The following is a 19,455-nucleotide window of genomic DNA, read 5'->3' on the forward strand; positions in this document are numbered from 1 at the left end:
AACCATGGTACTCCTACGGAGTTAGGAAAGCGCACATAGAAAAACTCCGTAGGAGTACCATGTTTATAGAAATTGTAAAGCTAACCTATGGCTCCGTAGGTGCCTCCTTTAACTGTCGATTTCAAATAGGTTTCCCGCCGTTTAAAGGCAATCATTTCTTTCGGGTATAATGGCTACTTTTGCCGCCTATACACATCATACTATCATGAATTGGGATAAACTACTATCAGCGAAGCGCTGGGGTTACGAGGATAAATATATTGCAAACCATATTGATGCCCGATCGGAGTTTCAGCGGGATTACGACCGGATAATTTTTTCATCGCCATTCAGGAGGTTGCAGAACAAAACCCAGGTATTCCCTTTACCCGGAAGCATTTTTGTACACAATCGGCTTACCCATAGTTTGGAAGTGGCCAGTGTAGGCCGCTCGTTAGGTCGTATGCATTTTAACCGGATGCTTAAGGAAGATCCCGAGGTAGAAAAGAAATACCCGCTGATAAGCGAGATTGGTAATATGATCGCGGCAGCTTGTTTGGCGCATGACCTGGGTAACCCTGCTTTTGGCCACTCAGGCGAATCTGCTATTTCGTATTATTTTGCAGAAGGAGCGGGTAAAGATTACAAAGAAACTGTCACCGCTCAGCAATGGGAAGATCTGACCCATTTTGAAGGTAATGCCAATGCCTTACGGTTATTAACCCATCAGTTTGCGGGTAAAGGCCGGGGGAGTTTGGCGTTAACATATTCTACCATAGCTTCTATAGCAAAATATCCATGTTCATCTGTAGCCGGGCATAAAAAGGGTGTCATCTACCGGAAAAAATACGGTTTCTTCGATTCCGAGCAGCAGGATTTTGAAAAGATAGCTAATGATTTGGGTTTGATCAGGGTAGAGGGCGATGAACTTATTTACAAAAGGCATCCATTGGTGTACCTTGTTGAGGCCGCTGATGATATTTGCTATAATGTTGTTGACTTGGAGGATGCCCATCGCCTTAAAATACTCTCCTATGAGGAAGTGAAAGCGCTGCTGATGCCTTTGTGTACTATCCCCAGAATGGAAGAGCGATTGGAAGAGTTTGACGATAGCGATGCCAAAGTTGGGTATTTGAGGGCGATAGCAATAAATACTTTAGTAAATCAATGCTCTAATCTTTTTTATGACAAACAGGAAGAGATAATGAATGGCGATTTTAATTCAGCATTGATGGACGCTATTGAAGAACCGCTCCGATCTGCCATGAAAGCAATTGAAAAGGTATCGGTAAAAAAAATCTACAACTATAGTTCGGTAGTGCAGAAGGAAGTTGCCGGCTATAAAGTAATGGGCGGTTTATTGGAAGAGTTCGTTCCCGCGTATTTAAAAAATAATTCAAAATACCACGAGAAATTGATCGAACTGATCCCTAAACAGTTTTTAACCAAAGCCGGGGATGATTATTCAAAGATCCAGACCATTCTTGATTTTGTTTCGGGTATGACAGACCTGTATGCTGTTGAATTGTTCAGGAAGATCAAGGGGATCTCGTTCCCGTCGATGAGTTGATTATTATTTGCCTAAAAAAATAGTAAGACTTACGAAGTTTCAAAAACTTCGTAAGTCTGGCTTTCACGCGTTTCGTTTTCAATTTAATTCGCAAAATTAGCGTAGGAGCCTTATAATTGCCTTATGCCAAAAGAGATCCTGCCTGTACAGACGCATACCATGGAGCAATTGCTTGCTCCGCTTGGCATTACAAGTCAGCATAAAGGCTTGTATGTAACTTCATTTAATCCGAGCGATGTCGAAGTGCCAATTCTGTACCCTTTCCGGTCAGATCATTTTTCTTTTACGCTGGTTCATGAAGGCGATTTTTCCATCAATGTAGGCCTATTGGAGTATAATGTAAAAAAGGACAACATTCTGCTCATCGCGCCAAATACCGTTCGCCAGTTTCTTAACGTTTCGCCGGATTGTCGGCTTACCTCTGTCATATTTACATCGGCCTATTTATCAGCAACCAGTATACACACCAAAAATGTTGAGGCATTTGATTTTTTATCGTCGCAGGTTAGCCCATTGTTGGTTACCGGTGAAAAGTCAATGGCCCCGCTTACGGCAATCCTAAATATTATTGAAAGTAAAATAGACATCTGCGATGAGCTTGCTTTTCGGGATGAAGTATTATTGAATCTTTTCACCGGTTTTATTTATGAGGTAAGTGCCTTATATAAAAAGCAGGAAAAATTAGAAGGGATAAAAGGCACACGTAAGGAGGAATTAACTTTTCGTTTCCTGAAGACCCTGCCGCAGCATTTCAAGACGGAAAGAAGCGTGCAGGCTTATGCCGCTATGTTAAATATAACCCCTAAATACCTTTCCCAAACTGTAAAAGAGGTAACAGGTAAAACAGCAGGCGAGTTTATTGATGAAATAGTGATCATGGAGGCGAAGGTAGCCTTAAATGATCCGGCATTGACCATAGCCCAGGTAGCAGCGTATCTCAACTTTGCCGACCAATTCTTTTTCAGTAAGTTTTTCAAAAAACAATGCGGTATCAGTCCCAGTAAATATCGCCAAACCCCTTAATAATTATCAGTCATTTTATTTGGATGGGTGCCGTTGTAATTTTAATTACAAAGCGATAGTATCGTTGTAATAGTATAATCAAAATTACTATTCTATTACAATCTTTTTATCGAAAACGACTTTTTGACATATTGCGCCATCTTTTAAACATTCTGCAAAAACGATAATTGGGGCAATTTTGCCCTGTCATCAATTTTTGGTGCAGCCGGGCATAATAGTGTGCCTGGTTAAATGCCGTTTGTTTTTATGCCAATAAGGGATACCGGTGCCGAGCAGTTAATTAAGAATACCGCCAAGCACATTTTTTTTGCCGAAGGCAGGCTACACGCCAATACCCAGGATATTGCCGATGCAGCCGGAGTGAGCCGCACGTTGTTAAATTACTATTTCCGCACCAAGGATATTTTAATTGAACAGGTGTTTAAAGAAGCTATGCTTGCTTTAACTACGCGCCTTGATGCTGTAATGGCTTCCGATCTGCCGTTTAAACAGAAGATCGAAAATTTTATCGATCTGTTTTTAACCGAGGCCAACGCTTATCCATACCAGGAAACTTTTCTGATCACCGAACTCAATTCAAATAGCTGTAAATACACCAACGAGGTTAAGCCCCATCATATCCAGATGTTCCTGGAGCAGATCAAAGCCGAAATGGAAGCCGGCAACATTGAAAGCATGAACCCTGTACACTTTGTGCTTAACCTGTTCTCGCTGATGTCGTACCCGCTTATTATGAGCCCCATCTACAAAAAGGCTTTCGAACTAAGCAATGAGGGTTATGCCTGCCTCATCAACGAGCGAAAGAAGATGATCTGTAAAATGATTTTCCAATAAAAAATTTACCCCGTTATTAACGCATTTGTCAAACAGAATAATTAACACACATACCTGCAATGCCTTTTATATCAATTCAATCCAATAGCTACAAGTTTATATTTATGAAAAATACAGTTCAACTGCTAACCGGCTTTAGTGCCGCCTTAATTTTATTGTCGTCATGCGGCGGTGGTCAAAACCAGGGTGCCGCAATGGCCGCAGGTGGCCCGCAACCGCCACAGAGTTACCCGGTTTTTAAAATTAGTTTACATGATGCCACGCTGAACAACGAATATCCCGCTACACTACAGGGGCAACAAAATATCGAAATCCGCCCAAAAGTTGATGGTTATGTCGACCAGATTTATATCGATGAAGGCAGCGTGGTAAAAAAAGGCCAGCTGCTTTTTAAGCTCAGCGCGCCACAATATGCGCAGGAAGTAAATACCGCCAATGCTGCCATCGCCACTGCAGAAGCTGATGTAAGCTCGGCCGAGTTACAGGTTAACAAAACCAAGCCCCTGGTTGAAAAAGATATCATCAGCCACTATGAGCTTGAATCGGCCGAATACACTTTGAAAGCCCGCAAAGCCGCGCTTGCCCAGGCAAAAGCCAGTTTAGCCAATGCCAAAACCAATTTAGGTTATACTGTAATAACCAGCCCGGTTGATGGCGTAGTAGGAGCTATCCCTTACAAATTAGGTAGCCTCATTACCGGTTCAACAGCACAACCTTTAACAACGGTATCAAACATCGGCAAGGTATACGCTTACTTCGCCCTGAATGAAAAGCAGCTGCTTGATTTTTCAAGAACTGTAAAAGGCAGCACCATGAACGAGAAGCTGGCCAACACACCGCCCGTATCACTTGTATTGCCTGATGGCAGTACTTATGCCGAAAAAGGTAAAGTCGAAACCATTAGTGGGTTAATCAATACCGAAACCGGATCGGCAAGTTACAGGGCTACGTTCCCTAATCCCCTTGGTTTGATCCGCAGTGGTGGTAGTGCTACTATCCGTATCCCTCAAACTGTAAAAAACGCGGTGCTTATACCACAGAAAGCGTCTTACGAGCTGCAAGGAAAGCATTTTGTTTATGTGGTTGATGGAAAAGGCGCGGTTAAAAACACCGAGATCAAGGTTATGGATTTAACCGCGGGCCAGTTCTATGTAGTTACCGATGGCCTTAAAGCAGGCGATACCGTTGTTACCGACGGCGCTGCTACTTTAAAGGATGGCGCGGTTATCAAACCTGAAGCACAGGAAATTGCGGCTAATTACGGAGAATAAAATAAATTTTATAGCAATAGCTGTGCTGTTTAGCCCGGCATCAACATAAATAATATGTTACGTACATTCATTGAAAGACCAGTGCTATCTACCGTAATATCGGTAATCATAGTAATACTGGGTATTTTGGGCCTTACAACATTGCCCATATCCCAATACCCTGATATAGCGCCGCCAACGGTGCAGGTATCAACATCATACCAGGGCGCCAATGCCGAGGTGGTGATGAAAAGTGTTATCGTTCCGCTTGAGGAGCAGATAAACGGTGTGGAAAACATGACCTACATGACCTCTACCGCCAGTAATGATGGTAGCGCTGCAATTACTGTTTACTTTAAACAAGGTACCGACCCCGATCTGGCTGCGGTAAACGTGCAGAACAGGGTATCAAAAGCTACCAGCTTACTTCCTGCCGAAGTAACTAAGGCGGGTGTTACCACCAGTAAACGCCAAAGCAGTATGGTGATGGTGTTTTCCCTGTCGAGCGATAACAAAAGTTACGACGAGAAATTTCTGCAAAACTACGCTAACATTAACCTGCTGCCGCAGATTAAGCGTATCAACGGCGTTGGTGACGCGTCGTCATTTGGTATACAGGATTACTCCATGCGTATTTGGTTAAAGCCAGATGTAATGGCCACCTATGGCCTTGTTCCCGATGATGTAAACAACGCCCTTGCCGAGCAAAATATTGAGGCTGCGCCGGGTAAGGTGGGCGAGAATGATAACCAGTCGTTCCAATATGTATTAAAATATAAAGGCCGATTGACAAGTGTGCCCGAGTTTGAGAACATCGTAATCCGTTCATCAACCAAAGGGCAGTTATTGCGTCTGAAAGATATAGCACGTGTAGAGCTTGGCGCGCAAAGTTATGCCAATGCTACTACCATGAACGGTAAGCCGGGCATAGCCATAGCCATTTACCAAACAGCAGGTTCAAACGCGCACGAGTTAATCAAAAACTGTGAGCAAACTATTGAGGCCGCTTCAAAAACGTTCCCGGCGGGTATTAGCTATACGTCCCTTTTCAGCGCCAACGACTTTTTGGATGCCTCGATAGAAAAGGTAGTGCATACGCTTATCGAAGCCTTTGTGCTTGTATTTATCGTAGTGTTTATTTTCCTTCAGGATTTCCGTTCTACATTGATCCCAGCTATCGCTGTGCCGGTAGCTATTGTGGGTACGTTCTTCTTTTTACAATTGTTTGGTTTTACCATCAACCTACTTACCCTGTTTGCCATGGTACTGGCTATCGGTATTGTGGTGGATGATGCCATTGTGGTGGTTGAGGCCGTGCATGCCAAGCTTGATCATGGGGCTAAATCGGCAAAGGCCGCTACCATCAGCGCCATGAATGATATCAGCGGGGCTATTGTATCCATCACTTTGGTAATGGCTGCGGTGTTTATCCCAGTTTCGTTTATCACAGGTTCAACCGGTGTGTTTTATAAGCAGTTTGGTTTAACGCTTGCTATCGCGATATTAATATCGGCAGTAAACGCTTTAACATTAAGCCCGGCCTTGTGCGCCTTGTTATTAAAACCGCATCCCGAAGGTGAACATCATAAAACAGGTTTTTTACAGCGGTTTTATAGTGCCTTTAACACCAGCTTTGATTCACTTACCCGCAAGTATAAAAGGTCGGTAGGTTTTCTGGCGGCTAAAAAATGGCTTTCAATAGCAGGGATCCTGGTTTTTGCCGCGATATTCTGGTTTTTGCTCAAAACAACACCATCGGGCTTTGTGCCTAATGAAGACCAGGGCTTCATCATCGGCGACGTATCCTTGCCTCCTGCTGCATCATTAGAGCGTACTACCGAGGTTATCGATAAGGTATCAGGCATGGTACGGTCATTACCCGAGGTTGAATCGGTGATCAGGGTTGCCGGGCAAGGCATTCTGAGCGGTGCGGGCGGTTCATACGGTTTGATCATGATCAAGCTGAAACCATGGGATCAGCGTACAGCCAAAGGATCGGACGTGAACAGCGTTACCGGTAAACTTTTTGGGATGACCGCCGGGATCAAGGGCGCTACCATCCTGTTTTTTGCCCCGCCAACTTTGCAGGGTTTCGGTAACAGTAGTGGTTTCGAGTTCCAGGTACAGGACAAAACCGGCGGCGACATCGTGAAATTTGCCGAAATAAACGGCAAATTTTTAGGAGCGTTAAATCAACGTCCCGAAATTCAATACGCCTCAACTTTCTTTAATACCAACTTCCCACAGTTTTTGGTTGATGTAAATGTGGCTAAATGTAAAGACGCGGGTATCACCGTAAATTCGGTACTGAGCGTTTTGCAGGGCTATTTCGGCGGTGTTTATGCTTCTAACTTTAACGAGTTTGGTAAACAATATCGTGTAATGATCCAGGCTGATGCCGCATACAGGGGCACAACCGGTAGTTTGAACAATATGTATGTGCGTAACGCCAATAATACGATGGCGCCGATTTCGGAGTTTGTTACGCTGAAAAGGGTTTATGGTCCGGAGTCTATCAACCGCTTTAACTTGTTTACCTCTATTTCGGTAACAGGTGCGCCAAAACCGGGCTTCAGTACCGGTGACGCTATTAAAGCCATACAAGAGGTAGGTGCTAAAACACTGCCTGCCGGTTATGGATTTGAGTTTTCGGGCTTAACACGGGAGGAGATTGCCAGCGGCAGCCAAACCATTTTCATTTTTATGTTGTGTTTGGTGTTCGTGTACTTCCTGTTAAGTGCGCAATACGAAAGTTATATCCTGCCGTTCGCGGTACTGTTATCATTGCCGATTGGTTTGGCAGGCGCATTCATCTTCGCCCGCATCTTCGGGATCGAGAATAATATCTACCTGCAAATCACGCTCATCATGCTTATTGGTCTGTTAGCTAAAAACGCCATCCTGATTGTTGAGTTTGCTGTAGCACGCAGGCGCAGCGGCGAAAGCATTGTACAGGCAGCTATTGATGGTTCGGTAGCACGTTTAAGACCTATTTTGATGACCTCTTTCGCGTTTATCCTCGGTTTGGTTCCGCTGATGCTTGCCTCTGGTGCAGGTGCCGAAGGTAACCGTTCGATAGGTTCGGGCGCTGTAGGGGGGATGTTGATTGGTACCATATTCGGTGTGTTTGTAATACCGGTACTGTTCATCATTTTCCAATCGTTGCAGGAACGTATCAGCGGTACGCCAGCCGAACAGGAAATAGAAGTTGAAGAGGAAACACTGGCCTGATAGCTAAAATTTTAAGAAACAATTAAGAAGCAACAAAATGATCCATTCATATAAACGACAAATATTGGCTACGTTGGCAGCAACGGCGGTATTTGCATCGTGTGTTACAAAAAAATACCAGCAGCCGGTAGTAAATACCGATAAGCTTTACCGGGATACCGCCATTACCGATACCACATCAATGGCCAATATGCCGATGAACCAGTTGTTTTCGGATACGGTACTGGTAAACCTGATCCAGGAAGGATTGCGCGAAAACCTTGATCTGAAAACTGCCGTACAGCGCATCAATGAAGCACAGGCTACATTTAATCAAAGCAAGGCGGCCTACCTGCCAAGCCTGGATGGAAGTATCACCGGTACAAGGGCAAAAACATCGGCGGCAAGCTTGAATTTTCCGCCGGAGTTTGCCAGTTCCTTCAACCTGAAAACTACAACTTACCAGGCGGCCTTAAGCACAAGTTGGGAAGCCGATATCTGGGGTAAGCTAAGCAGTGCTAAAAGGGCTGCGTTGGCTTCATTATTACAAAGCGATGCCGCTAAAAGAGCTGTTCAAACCCAGTTGGTGGCAGATATTGCCAATGCTTATTATAACCTGCTGGCGCTTGATCAGCAACTGGCTATTACCGAGCAAACGCTTGCTATCAGGGTAAAGGATGTAGAAACAGTAAAAGCCTTGAAAGAGGGTGCCGTAGTAAACGGCGCGGCTGTTGTACAAAGCGAAGCTAACCGCTATGCGGCTGAGGTTACTATTCCCGACCTGAAACAAAGCATCCGCGAAGCTGAGAATGCACTGAGCATTTTATTGGCAAGGGCCCCGGGCACCATCAAGCGTACAAGCCTGAACGACCAGAAACCGGTTGCGGATCTGAAAACAGGAATCCCGTCGCAATTGCTGAAAAACCGCCCGGATGTGCAACAGGCCGAGTTTGCGTTCAGAAGTGCCTTTGAAAACACTAACCTGGCGCGTACTTATTTTTATCCGCAGCTTACCATTACCGGGCAGGGCGGTTTATCAACCCTGCAGCTGAAGAATTTCTTCGATCATTCTATCTTTTACAATTTTGTTGGCGGAATTACCCAACCTATTTTTAATAAAGGCCAAAACCGGGCCCGTTTAAGAACAGCCCAGGCTCAGCAACAGGAAGCTTACTATGCTTTTCAAAAATCGTTGTTGACGGCAGGGCAGGAGGTAACCAACGCGTTATTCTCTTATCAAAATGCCGTTGCTAAGCAAGGCTCAAGGGCCAAGCAGTTGCTGGCACTCGAAAAATCGGTTGATTATACCAAGGAATTGCTTCGTTACAGTTCGGCTACTAATTATACCGATGTTTTAACTTCCGAACAAAGTTTGCTGGCTGCCCAGTTAAGCAGTGTTAATGATCGTTTGCAGGAACTGCAATCAATTGTTAACCTTTACCGCGCTTTGGGTGGCGGTTGGAAATAGAACAATAGTTTTAATCCCCTGTTAATCAAGAAGCCCGGTTTGCGCCGGGCTTCTTTTTTTGCCGTGGTGATTTTGACATATTTTGAAGTTGTTTAAACATTTATTATCTATGCTGACTAATTGATATTTATAAAAGCCTGTTACAATGCTAAACCTATAGTCATAATTGTAATTTGATTGTGATTAATTGTTTATTAATGAGTAAATTAAAGCATAATATGCTTGTAGCTACAAGGTTAAACCATGGGAAGTAAAGAACGGATATTAAGGCAAAAGGACGATACCCGCCGAAGGATACTGGACGCAGCGTTGGATATGATTAAGTGTGAGGGGTGCGATTCATTGAGTATGCGGAAACTTGCCGATAATATTGAATACACCGCCCCCGCCATTTACGAGTATTTTGAAAATAAAGACGCGCTGTATGTAGAACTTGCGCGTACTGGTCACCTGAAATTGGTTGCCATGGTTAAAATAGCCAAAGATGCGCATACCGGAGCGGCACAGCAAATGGAAGCCATGTGGCTGGCTTACTGGAGTTTTGCAATTACTTATAAAGAGCTTTATCAGCTGATGTTTGCCGTTGGAACCGGCTGTTGCCCGGTAGAAAACCGGATTGGCGAAGCGAAGCTATTTCCTGAGATGGTTTCGGATGTGATACGGATGCTTTATTTACCCCACGAAGCAAGTGACGAGGAAGTTCAAAAAAAATACTATACCTATTGGGCTATAATTCATGGTTTGATAGCTATTAATATGATCCAGCTTACGCAAGATGAGAAAATGAACCAGGAGATCCTAATCGATGCCATCAAGGGGATCAATGCGCTGATAACAGGATAAAGTGATGATTGATAAGGAACGGGTTTTAATTGGGAGCGAAGAGCTTTTTCTAAAGGCAGGTATAAAAAGTATTACTATGGATGATATCGCCCGCCATCTGGGCATCTCCAAAAAAACAATCTATCAGCATTTCAGGGATAAGAATGATCTGGTTACGGCGCTGGTGAAAAAGCGGCTTGCAGATGATGAGGCGATGCTTTGTGCTATTATAAGTGATGCCGGCAATGTGATGGATGAGATGGTTGAGCTGACCAAATGTACAGGCGAGATCTTTTCAAGGGTAAACCCTGCTGTATTGTTCGATTTGCAGAAGTACCATCATGAAGGCTGGATGCTCTATCTGAAATTTAAAACAGGCTTCATGGTCAATATCATCGAGAAGCTGTTGAAAAAAGGTATCGATCAGGGTTACATCCGCCCGGAAATTGACGCCAGGATAATAGCCATCATGCGTGTAAACCAGATTGAGCTTGGGTTTAACTCATCTATCTATCCTCATAACGAGTTTAATTTGTGGGATGTACAGCTACAGCTTTTAAACCATTTTAATTATGGCGTTTGCACCATAAAAGGTATAACAGTGTTAAACAATCCCGATTAAGTTTATCGTTGAGGTAAAATGGTTTTGATGCCGTTCTCTCCCGCAATAATTGCCCTGCTTGCTATCTGGTAAAATAAAGAGTGCTCCACAACACCCGGTATCATTTTTACAAGCGTATTTAAATGGGCAGGCTCAGGCAATTCGGTAAATAGTACATCTACAAGCATATTGCCATTGTCTGATATCAGCGCGCCATCTTTTTGAGTGCTCATGCGTTGTGTAAGCGTAGCAGATGGGAAAAGCGCGTTTAGCTTTGCCAATACAATTTGTAAGGCTTGTGGCAGGATCTCGATAACAAGCGGATAAGTTGCATTAAGCTGAGGCGAAAATTTTCCTTCATCGCCCAGCAAAATAAATTCCTGTGCCATGGAAGCCAGTATCTTTTCGGTAGTATGGATACCGCCGCCGCTTTTCAGGGCATTCAGTTCACTGTCAAATTGGTCGCAGCCGTCAAAGTAGATATCTAATTTATGAAGCAAGGCCGGCGACTGGATCCGTAAGCCGTGTTTGCTTAATAATTGGGTTGTTTTAAATGATGATGATGTAAATGTTAATGAAGCCGCAAGCTCAGGGTTTTGAGCCAGCATATTAACCAGGTGTGCTATGGTGCTTCCGGCTCCTAAACCTATAGTTTGGTTGGGCCTTATTAAGGTTAAAGCGGCTTTTGCTGCTTCCAGTTTGTAATCAATCATGGCGCTAAGATACAGCACCAGCCGCTAATAACCCCCGTCAAATTATTCTTTTAGTCGTCTATGCCCTCCCACAAATATTGGGTATGATGGGCTGATATTGCATATGTTTTCATGTTGGTGTTTCTAATTATTATTTTATTATTCTGTACTGTTTTAACGATCTCGGCAGCTGTTTTATTCGTCCTATATTAATGCAGACGAATCAGCCATAAAAACATTTTAAATTTTTTATTTAAAATTTCGTCCCTTGTGAAATACCTCTTTTTGCTTGCTTTGCTGAACCTGTCCTTTGTTTGATCCTGCCGGATAAGGCGCGGTTGTTTCGTCGCTGCGGGATAAGGTCATTACCGGCTGGTCGTCATTACCAACGGTTGTAAGTGTGCTCAACAGCTTTGATAAATTAAAACAGCGCCGTATAATAACGTGGATCACCTTGCCCTCAATCTGTAACACACCTTCAACCATGAGTAAGCGTGACTGGACAATATCTTTGCGGTATTTGTCAAAGATCTTTTCCCAGGCAACCAGGTTGGCAAATCCTGTTTCATCTTCAATGGTGATAAATAAAATGCCCTTGGCAGTGCCAGGCCTTTGCCGTACAGTTACCAAACCGGCAACTTTTATCTTATCCCCGTTTTTAAGGTTCGGCAGTTCGGCAGTCGGGGTTACTTGCAGCATATCAAGTTGTTGTCGTAAAAAACTAACCGGGTGTGCCTTAACAGATAAACCGGTGGCCGCATAATCCTGTACCACATGCTCGGCCTGGGTCATAAACGGCAAGCTGATCTGGGTTTCTTTAGTACTTTCAGATGGTTGCCCGGCAAAAAGGCCTATTGGTTTATCGCTGAGTGCCGGTACTTCCCACAGTGCAGCACGACGATCAAGGCTTAAGGACCTGAAGGCATCAGCATCGGTAAGTTTTTCAATCTGGGTTTGCGGCACGCCGGAATCGCTTAAATGACTGATACTGGTATATCCTATACCGCGGCCGGCAATGAGCGCCTGCATATCATCTTCATTAAGGCCTTTAACCTGCCTGAAACCTAAGCGCAATGCCCGGTATGCGCCGTCTTGTTCTTCAAGAGTATTATCCCAAAATGAGTGGTTAATATCTACAGGCCTCACTACTACGCCATGCCTTTCGGCATCTATTACAATTTGGGCCGGCTGATAAAAACCCATTGGCTGGCTATTTAACAAGGTAGCCGCAAATACATCAGGGTAATGGTATTTAAGCCATGAAGAGATATAAACCAAATGCGCAAATGATGCCGCATGGCTTTCGGGGAAGCCATAGCTGCCGAAACCTTCCAACTGTTTAAAAATGCGATGGGCAAAGTCTTCTTCGTATCCCCTTCTTGTCATACCATCAACCAGTTTTTGCCGAAACTGGCTTACCAAACCTTTAGCTTTAAAAGTGGCCATGCTCCGGCGTAGCTGATCGGCTTCGGCTGCGGTAAACTCGGCTGCTACCATGGCTATTTCCATGGCCTGTTCCTGAAACAGGGGCACCCCTTTGGTTCGGCCCAGTATTTTCCGTAATTCTTCTTTGGGATAACTTTCTTCTTCTATTCCATCACGACGCCTTAAGTAAGGATGAACCATATCGCCCTGGATAGGGCCGGGGCGTACAATGGCAACCTCTATCACCAGGTCATAATATTCCCTCGGTTTAAGTCTTGGCAGCATAGACATTTGCGCGCGGCTTTCTATCTGGAAAACGCCCAGCGTATCGGCATCACAAATCATATCGTAAACTTTCGGGTCTTCACGCGGAACGTTCTTTAAATCATAGGTTTCGCCATAATGCTGTTTAATGAGGTCAAAACTTTTGCGGATACAGGTAAGCATACCTAAGCCAAGTACATCAACCTTCAGAATGCCGAGAGCTTCCAGATCATCTTTGTTCCATTCCAGTTGGGTTCGGTCTTCCATGCGGGCATTCATCACCGGGCATATATCCGATAGTTTGCCCTGGGTAATAACAAAGCCACCCGTATGCTGCCCCAACTGGCGCGGAAAGCCCATCAACTGTTCGGTAAGTAACAATACTTTATGCAAGGCCTTATCATCTGGGTTAAGTCCCTGATCAATGATCCTTTGCCGGTCAAATGCCTCTTCCGAAAAATCCCAGATGGCACCCGACAAGCGGTTAATGGTATCTACCGATAAGCCCATAGCCTTGCCAACATCACGAATAGCGCCCTTGTGCCGCTCCTGTGTAACGGTAGCTACAATGGCCGATCGGTCACGACCGTACTCGCTGTAAATCCATTGGATGATCTCTTCGCGACGTTCGTGTTCAAAATCCACATCAATATCCGGCCATTCATCACGCGCATCAGACATGAAACGGGAGAAAAGTAATTGCGTTTGAGTAGGATCGACAGCGGTAATAGCTAAGCAGTAACATACCGTAGAATTAGCCGCCGAGCCACGTCCCTGGTAAAGTATACCCAACTCTGCCGCTTTGCGGGTATACCTGTAAACCCTTAAAAAATATGGGGCTAAACGTTTCCGCTCAATAAAGGCGAGCTCAAATTCTATTTGTTGTTTAATGCTATCGGGTACATTATTGTTGTACCGTTGCCGGGCGCCTTTCCAGGTGAATTTGGTTAACCGCTGTTGAGGACTAAGGCCATCGGTATTGGGTTCTTCGGGTTCAATGTACTTAAGGGTATCTAATGAAAACTGGCAGGCTTCGGCTATTTCGGCGGTGCGGGCTATGGCATCAGGATACTGGCGAAACAGGCGCTCCATTTCATCCGGGCTTTTTAAATACCTTTCGGCGTTGGCATTGAGTTTAAAACCGGCATTATGAATGGTACATTTTTCACGCACACAGGTAACAACGTCCTGCAGCTGCCTGCGGGCTGCTTCATGGTAATGTACATCGTTGGTAGCCACAATGGGTACGCCCGATTGTGCCAGCCTGTGAAGCCGTTTACCGTCATCAATATTATAAGCACGTGAGGCGGCAAGATAAAGTTCATGCCCAAAAGCTTCCTGGTACTCTTTTAAATCGGTTTTGAAAGTTTCGTCAAAATCAAAGCGACTGTTTAGCGATTCGGGAGGTACTGCTATGAACTTGATGCCTTTAGCATATTCATATACATCTTGCTTGTACAAATGGCACTGGCCTTTTTCGGCCCGGAGGTTTCCCCGGGTAAGCAGCCCGGAAAGGCGCGACCATGCATCCATATCTGTTGGATAAGCAAGCAGGCTGGCACCATCGAGCAGATCAAGACGGCAAGCTGGAATAATTTTAATATTGACATCATCCGGTCTGGCAGCTAAGTGCGCACGTACAACGCCGGCTACGCTATTGCGGTCGGTAATGGCAATTTTAGTATGGCCCAGTGCTGCTGCCTGCATTACCAGTTCTTCGGGGTGCGATCCTCCCCGTAAAAAACTAAAATTGGTGGTTACCTGTAATTCCGAATAGCTCATAACCTGTTATGCAAAAAATCCGTGAATAAACCATTGCCCCGACTGACTGCCCGCATAATGCCCAGACCTGAACAACCAATAACGCCTGCCATCCTGATCTTCAACCTGGTAATAGTCACGGTGTTCGCCCTCGTCAAGCCACCATTCGCGTTCTATACGCTCGGGGCCGTCAGATCTTTTAATATGGTGCGTTTCATTTTTGTAGATGAACAGCATTGGCGGATAATCGGGGATAGGCGAGGTTACCTCTATCGGTTGCGGACGAGGGAGTAAAATAGAAGGACGGGGACGGTCTTTTCGCCAGCTGGTCTGCGGTTTTTCATTAATGGAGATGGCAGGTTTGATGCTGCGTTCGGGCCAGTAACGTTCCTGGGGCAGATAACGGTGAATGCTGCCTGCACCAATTTTATTGGCTAACCTGTCCAGTAACTCAGCCAGATCCGTATCATCAAGGCCGCAACTTTCTGATTGCCATAACACTTCCTGCTCGGGATCTACATCGTCAATTTTTGGCGCTTCGAGTGTGAAAAGTTCAATGCCCAATGCCGGTTCCAGGGTGGGGATCTTGAGCTCGAACAGTTTGAACAGATGATCAATATGATGTGATGCGCGATTGGTGCCGATATCAGCACTAATCACATGCCCATCCACCCGGTAGCATTTTAAAATTGCTGTCCGCACACCTTTACCTTCGCCCTGTAAACGGTGACAAAGTTTTTCGAGCAGTGTTTTAATGGCTATTTCGATCCCGGTAGCTGTACGGATGGGTTCCAGGCAAGGTAACCTTTCTGAATAAGGCTCAATGGGATGCAATAATTGCAGGGGTTCATCTACATTACCTAAAGCCTGGTCAAGCCTCAGCAATAATTCCTGCCCAAAGCGTCGGCGTAATACCGAACGCCCCATACCCATAAAAGTTTTGATAGTATAAAACCCGAGCTTTTGCAGCCTTTCAATAACCAGTGGTTCAAGCCGCAGCGCAGGAGGGGGCAAGGGCAGCAATGCATCTGCTTGTTCGCCGGGAGGGATGATTGGTTTTACTTTGCCAAAGCGGGCTACTGCCCATGCTGCGCCCGGCGTATCTGCCATAGCGCCGCGAACATCATAACCCTTGCTTCTTAAGCGAGTAACAATCTCCTTTAAATATTCCCTTTCACCTCCCCATAAATGGGCACAGCCCGAAATATCAAGCAATAGCCCATCAGGCAAATCGGCAGCTATCAATGGTGAATATCGGATACACCACTCGCCCAAAGCCTTGAGCAGTTTATCGGCCTGGCCGGGTATGTCATCAATAACCTGAAGATCAACTATTATAGCTTTTGCATCAGCTGCGGTCATGCCTGTGGTTACGCCCTGTGCTTCGGCCAACTCGTTGGTAGCGGTAATCATAACCCGGCCACGTACGGGCGAGGCAAAAACAAAGGGCAGCGCTTTAAATTCTGGCCGCCGAAGGGTGAACCAGTCTGTCAGTAAATGACGAAACCATAAAGATATAAAGCGCTTGTTCATCATATCTCACTACCCGGCTATCCTTTCCTGTAAATTTATTTGCGCGGCTTTTTCTTCTTCTACCGGTATGAAATTCCCATCGATCCATTCCAGTTTCCAGCTGCCGGGATTGCCATTGCGTACCCGCAGCAGGTCAATCTGCCAGCGGGGAAAGCCAATGCCGGGCAAATCATCATGGGTTTGGCTTGGCAAAGGCGTTATTTGCCAACGGGCCACACAAGTTGTTGAGCCAAGCTTGCGCGGATCATTACGCAGTAAAAAACCGGTTACTTTGCTGTTTTCAACTGCCAGTTGCAAACGCCGCGATTGTGCAAAGCTGATCTCCCTTACTTCTGCTATTACGGCAGCGAGGCCTTCGCATTTTAAAGCCTCTTCCATTGCCCAAAGCAGGTCTTTTTCGCGTTGTACATCAATAAATATTACCCGGTGAGGTTCTACATCGTAGCCTGCTAACGCCGCCGGGAATAATTGCCTGTGCATGCTCACCCATAAACACACGCCACCTTGTTTCATTAAACGGGTAAGCAGACCGGATATCAACCCACCGGTAGCCGCGGTATGTTCAGGAGTGGGGCATATCATTTCATGTATTGTACCGGTCGGGAAAACACCATTAGGAAAAGCAGCTTCCAGCGGGCCCAAACCAATACCCTTAGCTTTACCGGCCATAGCTGGCGTAAAGCCCTGCCAAAGCAAAATATCTTTTTGCAAACGGCTGATGATATCTTTTTTGGCTACCGGCATTACACGTCATTTAATTTAAATCATAGCTTTAAATGCTGCTGATGAATTTGAATGACAAATATAATGCTAAAAATATTAGTATTTCCTAATTGGTGGATAAATTTTTAAATGGTTGATTTTAATTGAATGATGGTGGTAATGGTAGCTAATACTATAGCCGTCAACTTAAAGATAAAAAGCGGGTAGATAGTGCGATTTTCTTCTTAGAGGGCATAGGCGTTAACTAAGCCAAAAGCTTGGAGCCAAGTGATCGCTGACTTAAGCAAGGAAAAGCGCGGGATTGAGCGATTCCCCTCTTGAGAGGGGTGGAGGGGTGTGTTTCTGCTTTGATAAGCTTGTAGCAGAAACACACCCCTGCTACCACTCGTTCCCTCCGCGCCCCCTCTCAAGAGGGGAATTCTAAAACCTTTGTTCCCCGCACTGGTCGAAGTTACTGCGATGTGTTTTTGTTCAAAAAACAGGTTTATCAATTTCTAAATCCTTTATTTTCCAGGCTGTTTTTAATTGCTGTTTTGTTTTATTTAAGGCCGTTACGTTGCCGGTACTTTGATAAGCTAACTGAAGCCCGGTTAATGCCCAGCCATTGTTAGGATTAATTACCAGGTCCTTATTTAACACAGTTATGGCTTCATTATACCTGCCTGCTTTTAATAATGCATTGCCCAGGTAGTGCCTTGCGGGCAGCGGCCAGTCACGCGGTTCGTTGTAGATCAGGTGATCTTCGGCAGTAACGGCTTTTTGTAAAATATCAATGGCCGCACTATAGTTTTTTTCGGAGGTGGTGATGCTGCCCTGTAGTATAAGACTGGCAACGCCTGCCGATTCATATGCACTGCTGAAATTATCTATAGGGGCCTTTAATGACCGGTCTTTCATTTTGAGTTGCAGCATTTGTAGTTCATGCCGGGCATTGGTAATATTACCCTTACTGCACCATGCCAATCCTTTTGAAAAATGCAACAATGCCGATGCGTAAACAAGCGAATCAACAGGCTTGGTATTTAAAATGTCTGCCCATTTACCAAAGCGGACAGCTGTTAACACCGGCTGCATATAAACATACTGGAAAAAATTGCCATCGGCACCCTTAGCGCCTAAATAATAGGGTGGTAATGCTGCCCTTGCATCGTAAGCTGCAGCACGGGCGGTTTGGTAATTGCCGGCCATTTGCGCGCAATTTACTTTTAAATGGATGTTGTGGATCTTATATAATACATCTCCGTTTGCTACAGGGCTGTACTGTTTCAAATAGGTATCAAAACCAGCAACAGCTGCTGTATTATTGGTAATGCCCTGCTCATAATTGCCAGTGCGGATATAAATATGCGAAGGCATATGCGTCAGGTGCGATACCAGGGGCATCAGGGTATCCAATAAATGGGCACTTTTTAAAGCCATTTGCGGAGTTGCGGAGGCCTCCATGGTATGGATATAAAAATGATTAGCCCCGGGATGTTTCGGGCAAATGGCTATAGCTTGTTCTAACAGGGAGCGGATTTGCGGTGTCCATGGTTTGGGTTTAAAATCATGAGTATAGAGGTCCCAGGGGTGAAGCAGTAGCAAGGCATCGGCATATAGCGTTAATACTTCGGCATTTTTGGGATATTTTGAATATACTGCCCGCATGGCATCGGCATAATTAATTCTTAACCGGTTTACGGTAAGGGCACTATCATTACTGTAGCGCTGTTGCATGGCGCCAATAAGCTCTTTTTCGAGCGGGGTACACTTGGCGCTTAGCTTTTTACTTTTTTCGGCTGCATCAAGGGCATCGGCAGGTGGGACATAGCCGTTAGGATAGTTAATAGTTGGGCCCAGGGCCAGCGATTTTCCGTACCAGGCCATTGCGCAGTCCGGATCAAAACGTGTGGCTTTAATAAAAGAAGCTATCGCTTCGATAGAGTGAAAGGCATAATACATGCTTATGCCCTGGTTAAAATAAAATTGCGCGCTATCTGATGCGGTTGTAATTTTCCATTGGTAATTACCCCAGCCTTTCAATGCCGGGATATCCGGAATACTATCCGCGCTGTTATACACAAAGCCACATACTATTGCCCGCTTAGCGGTGCCTTTATACATAAAGGTTGTTGTTACGGCGCTTTTTTGATAGCGATAATAGAAGGACTGTGCCGTAAAGAAAACAACAATCAATCCAAAAAAGCTTTTGATTAAAAGGAGTTGATTTTTCATTGCAATACATTGAGAAGGTATATGCAATTTAAGATTTTTACCGAACTAATTCGCTCAATATTAGTTAGATTAGTGTGCGCTTTAAT

13 protein-coding genes are annotated in these 19,455 nt (G+C 44.9%); 8 read left to right on the forward strand and 5 right to left on the reverse strand.

Annotated features, from left to right (window positions below; translation table 11 throughout):
* Positions 1-169: 169 nt before the first annotated feature.
* From DUL71_RS25085 to DUL71_RS25120, 8 genes are all read left to right on the forward strand, one after another.
* Positions 170-1,549: a deoxyguanosinetriphosphate triphosphohydrolase gene (locus DUL71_RS25085; protein WP_244228830.1), complete on the forward strand. Its 1,380-nt coding sequence runs from the start codon at positions 170-172 to the stop codon at positions 1,547-1,549.
* 123 nt (positions 1,550-1,672) lie between these two features.
* Positions 1,673-2,572, forward strand: a complete 900-nt coding sequence (locus tag DUL71_RS25090) for a helix-turn-helix domain-containing protein (protein ID WP_114940617.1) — start codon at positions 1,673-1,675, stop codon at positions 2,570-2,572.
* 246 nt (positions 2,573-2,818) lie between these two features.
* Complete coding sequence (locus tag DUL71_RS25095) at positions 2,819-3,406, forward strand: TetR/AcrR family transcriptional regulator (RefSeq protein WP_114940827.1); 588 nt, start codon at positions 2,819-2,821, stop codon at positions 3,404-3,406.
* 104 nt (positions 3,407-3,510) lie between these two features.
* On the forward strand, positions 3,511-4,677 hold the full coding sequence (locus DUL71_RS25100; protein ID WP_114940618.1) for an efflux RND transporter periplasmic adaptor subunit: 1,167 nt from the start codon (positions 3,511-3,513) through the stop codon (positions 4,675-4,677).
* Positions 4,678-4,731: 54 nt separating this feature from the next.
* Positions 4,732-7,887, forward strand: a complete 3,156-nt coding sequence (locus tag DUL71_RS25105; RefSeq protein WP_114940619.1) for an efflux RND transporter permease subunit — start codon at positions 4,732-4,734, stop codon at positions 7,885-7,887.
* A gap of 37 nt (positions 7,888-7,924) precedes the next feature.
* Entirely contained in the window at positions 7,925-9,334 is a 1,410-nt protein-coding gene (locus DUL71_RS25110; protein WP_114940620.1) for an efflux transporter outer membrane subunit, read from the forward strand.
* 243 nt (positions 9,335-9,577) lie between these two features.
* Positions 9,578-10,177 carry a TetR/AcrR family transcriptional regulator gene (locus tag DUL71_RS25115; protein ID WP_114940621.1) on the forward strand — a complete coding sequence of 200 codons (600 nt, stop codon included), beginning with the start codon at positions 9,578-9,580 and terminating at the stop codon, positions 10,175-10,177.
* Positions 10,178-10,181: 4 nt separating this feature from the next.
* On the forward strand, positions 10,182-10,778 hold the full coding sequence (locus DUL71_RS25120; protein ID WP_114940622.1) for a TetR/AcrR family transcriptional regulator: 597 nt from the start codon (positions 10,182-10,184) through the stop codon (positions 10,776-10,778).
* A 2-nt stretch (positions 10,779-10,780) separates the two neighbouring features.
* Here the strand turns inward: DUL71_RS25120 and rpiA are convergent, their stop codons facing one another.
* From rpiA to DUL71_RS25145, 5 genes are all read right to left on the reverse strand, one after another.
* Positions 10,781-11,470 carry a ribose 5-phosphate isomerase A gene (gene rpiA, locus DUL71_RS25125; RefSeq protein ID WP_114940623.1) on the reverse strand — a complete coding sequence of 230 codons (690 nt, stop codon included), beginning with the start codon at positions 11,468-11,470 and terminating at the stop codon, positions 10,781-10,783.
* Positions 11,471-11,698: 228 nt separating this feature from the next.
* Positions 11,699-14,920 (reverse strand): error-prone DNA polymerase, encoded by a 3,222-nt coding sequence (locus DUL71_RS25130; RefSeq protein WP_114940624.1) that lies wholly within the window; start codon positions 14,918-14,920, stop codon positions 11,699-11,701.
* Positions 14,921-14,926: 6 nt separating this feature from the next.
* Entirely contained in the window at positions 14,927-16,435 is a 1,509-nt protein-coding gene (locus DUL71_RS25135; protein WP_341867750.1) for a Y-family DNA polymerase, read from the reverse strand.
* 6 nt (positions 16,436-16,441) lie between these two features.
* Complete coding sequence (locus DUL71_RS25140; RefSeq protein ID WP_114940626.1) at positions 16,442-17,176, reverse strand: ImuA family protein; 735 nt, start codon at positions 17,174-17,176, stop codon at positions 16,442-16,444.
* Positions 17,177-17,626: 450 nt separating this feature from the next.
* A complete protein-coding gene (locus DUL71_RS25145) occupies positions 17,627-19,369 on the reverse strand; it encodes a tetratricopeptide repeat protein (protein ID WP_114940627.1) in 1,743 nt (580 codons plus the stop codon).
* Positions 19,370-19,455 lie beyond the last annotated feature (86 nt).

The sequence above is a fragment of the Mucilaginibacter endophyticus genome (genome assembly GCF_003351025.1).
Classification (GTDB): domain Bacteria; phylum Bacteroidota; class Bacteroidia; order Sphingobacteriales; family Sphingobacteriaceae; genus Mucilaginibacter; species Mucilaginibacter endophyticus.

Bases quoted from the DNA above. Each gene is read 5' to 3' on its own strand.
- DUL71_RS25135 (WP_341867750.1), bottom strand. From the start codon at position 16,435: ATGATGAACAAGCGCTTTATATCTTTATGGTTTCGTCATTTACTGACA.
- DUL71_RS25085 (WP_244228830.1), top strand. From the start codon at position 170: ATGGCTACTTTTGCCGCCTATACACATCATACTATCATGAATTGGGAT.
- DUL71_RS25120 (WP_114940622.1), top strand. From the start codon at position 10,182: ATGATTGATAAGGAACGGGTTTTAATTGGGAGCGAAGAGCTTTTTCTA.
- DUL71_RS25145 (WP_114940627.1), bottom strand. From the start codon at position 19,369: ATGAAAAATCAACTCCTTTTAATCAAAAGCTTTTTTGGATTGATTGTT.
- DUL71_RS25100 (WP_114940618.1), top strand. From the start codon at position 3,511: ATGAAAAATACAGTTCAACTGCTAACCGGCTTTAGTGCCGCCTTAATT.
- DUL71_RS25105 (WP_114940619.1), top strand. From the start codon at position 4,732: ATGTTACGTACATTCATTGAAAGACCAGTGCTATCTACCGTAATATCG.
- DUL71_RS25095 (WP_114940827.1), top strand. From the start codon at position 2,819: ATGCCAATAAGGGATACCGGTGCCGAGCAGTTAATTAAGAATACCGCC.
- DUL71_RS25130 (WP_114940624.1), bottom strand. From the start codon at position 14,920: ATGAGCTATTCGGAATTACAGGTAACCACCAATTTTAGTTTTTTACGG.
- DUL71_RS25115 (WP_114940621.1), top strand. From the start codon at position 9,578: ATGGGAAGTAAAGAACGGATATTAAGGCAAAAGGACGATACCCGCCGA.
- DUL71_RS25110 (WP_114940620.1), top strand. From the start codon at position 7,925: ATGATCCATTCATATAAACGACAAATATTGGCTACGTTGGCAGCAACG.
- rpiA (WP_114940623.1), bottom strand. From the start codon at position 11,470: ATGATTGATTACAAACTGGAAGCAGCAAAAGCCGCTTTAACCTTAATA.
- DUL71_RS25090 (WP_114940617.1), top strand. From the start codon at position 1,673: ATGCCAAAAGAGATCCTGCCTGTACAGACGCATACCATGGAGCAATTG.
- DUL71_RS25140 (WP_114940626.1), bottom strand. From the start codon at position 17,176: ATGCCGGTAGCCAAAAAAGATATCATCAGCCGTTTGCAAAAAGATATT.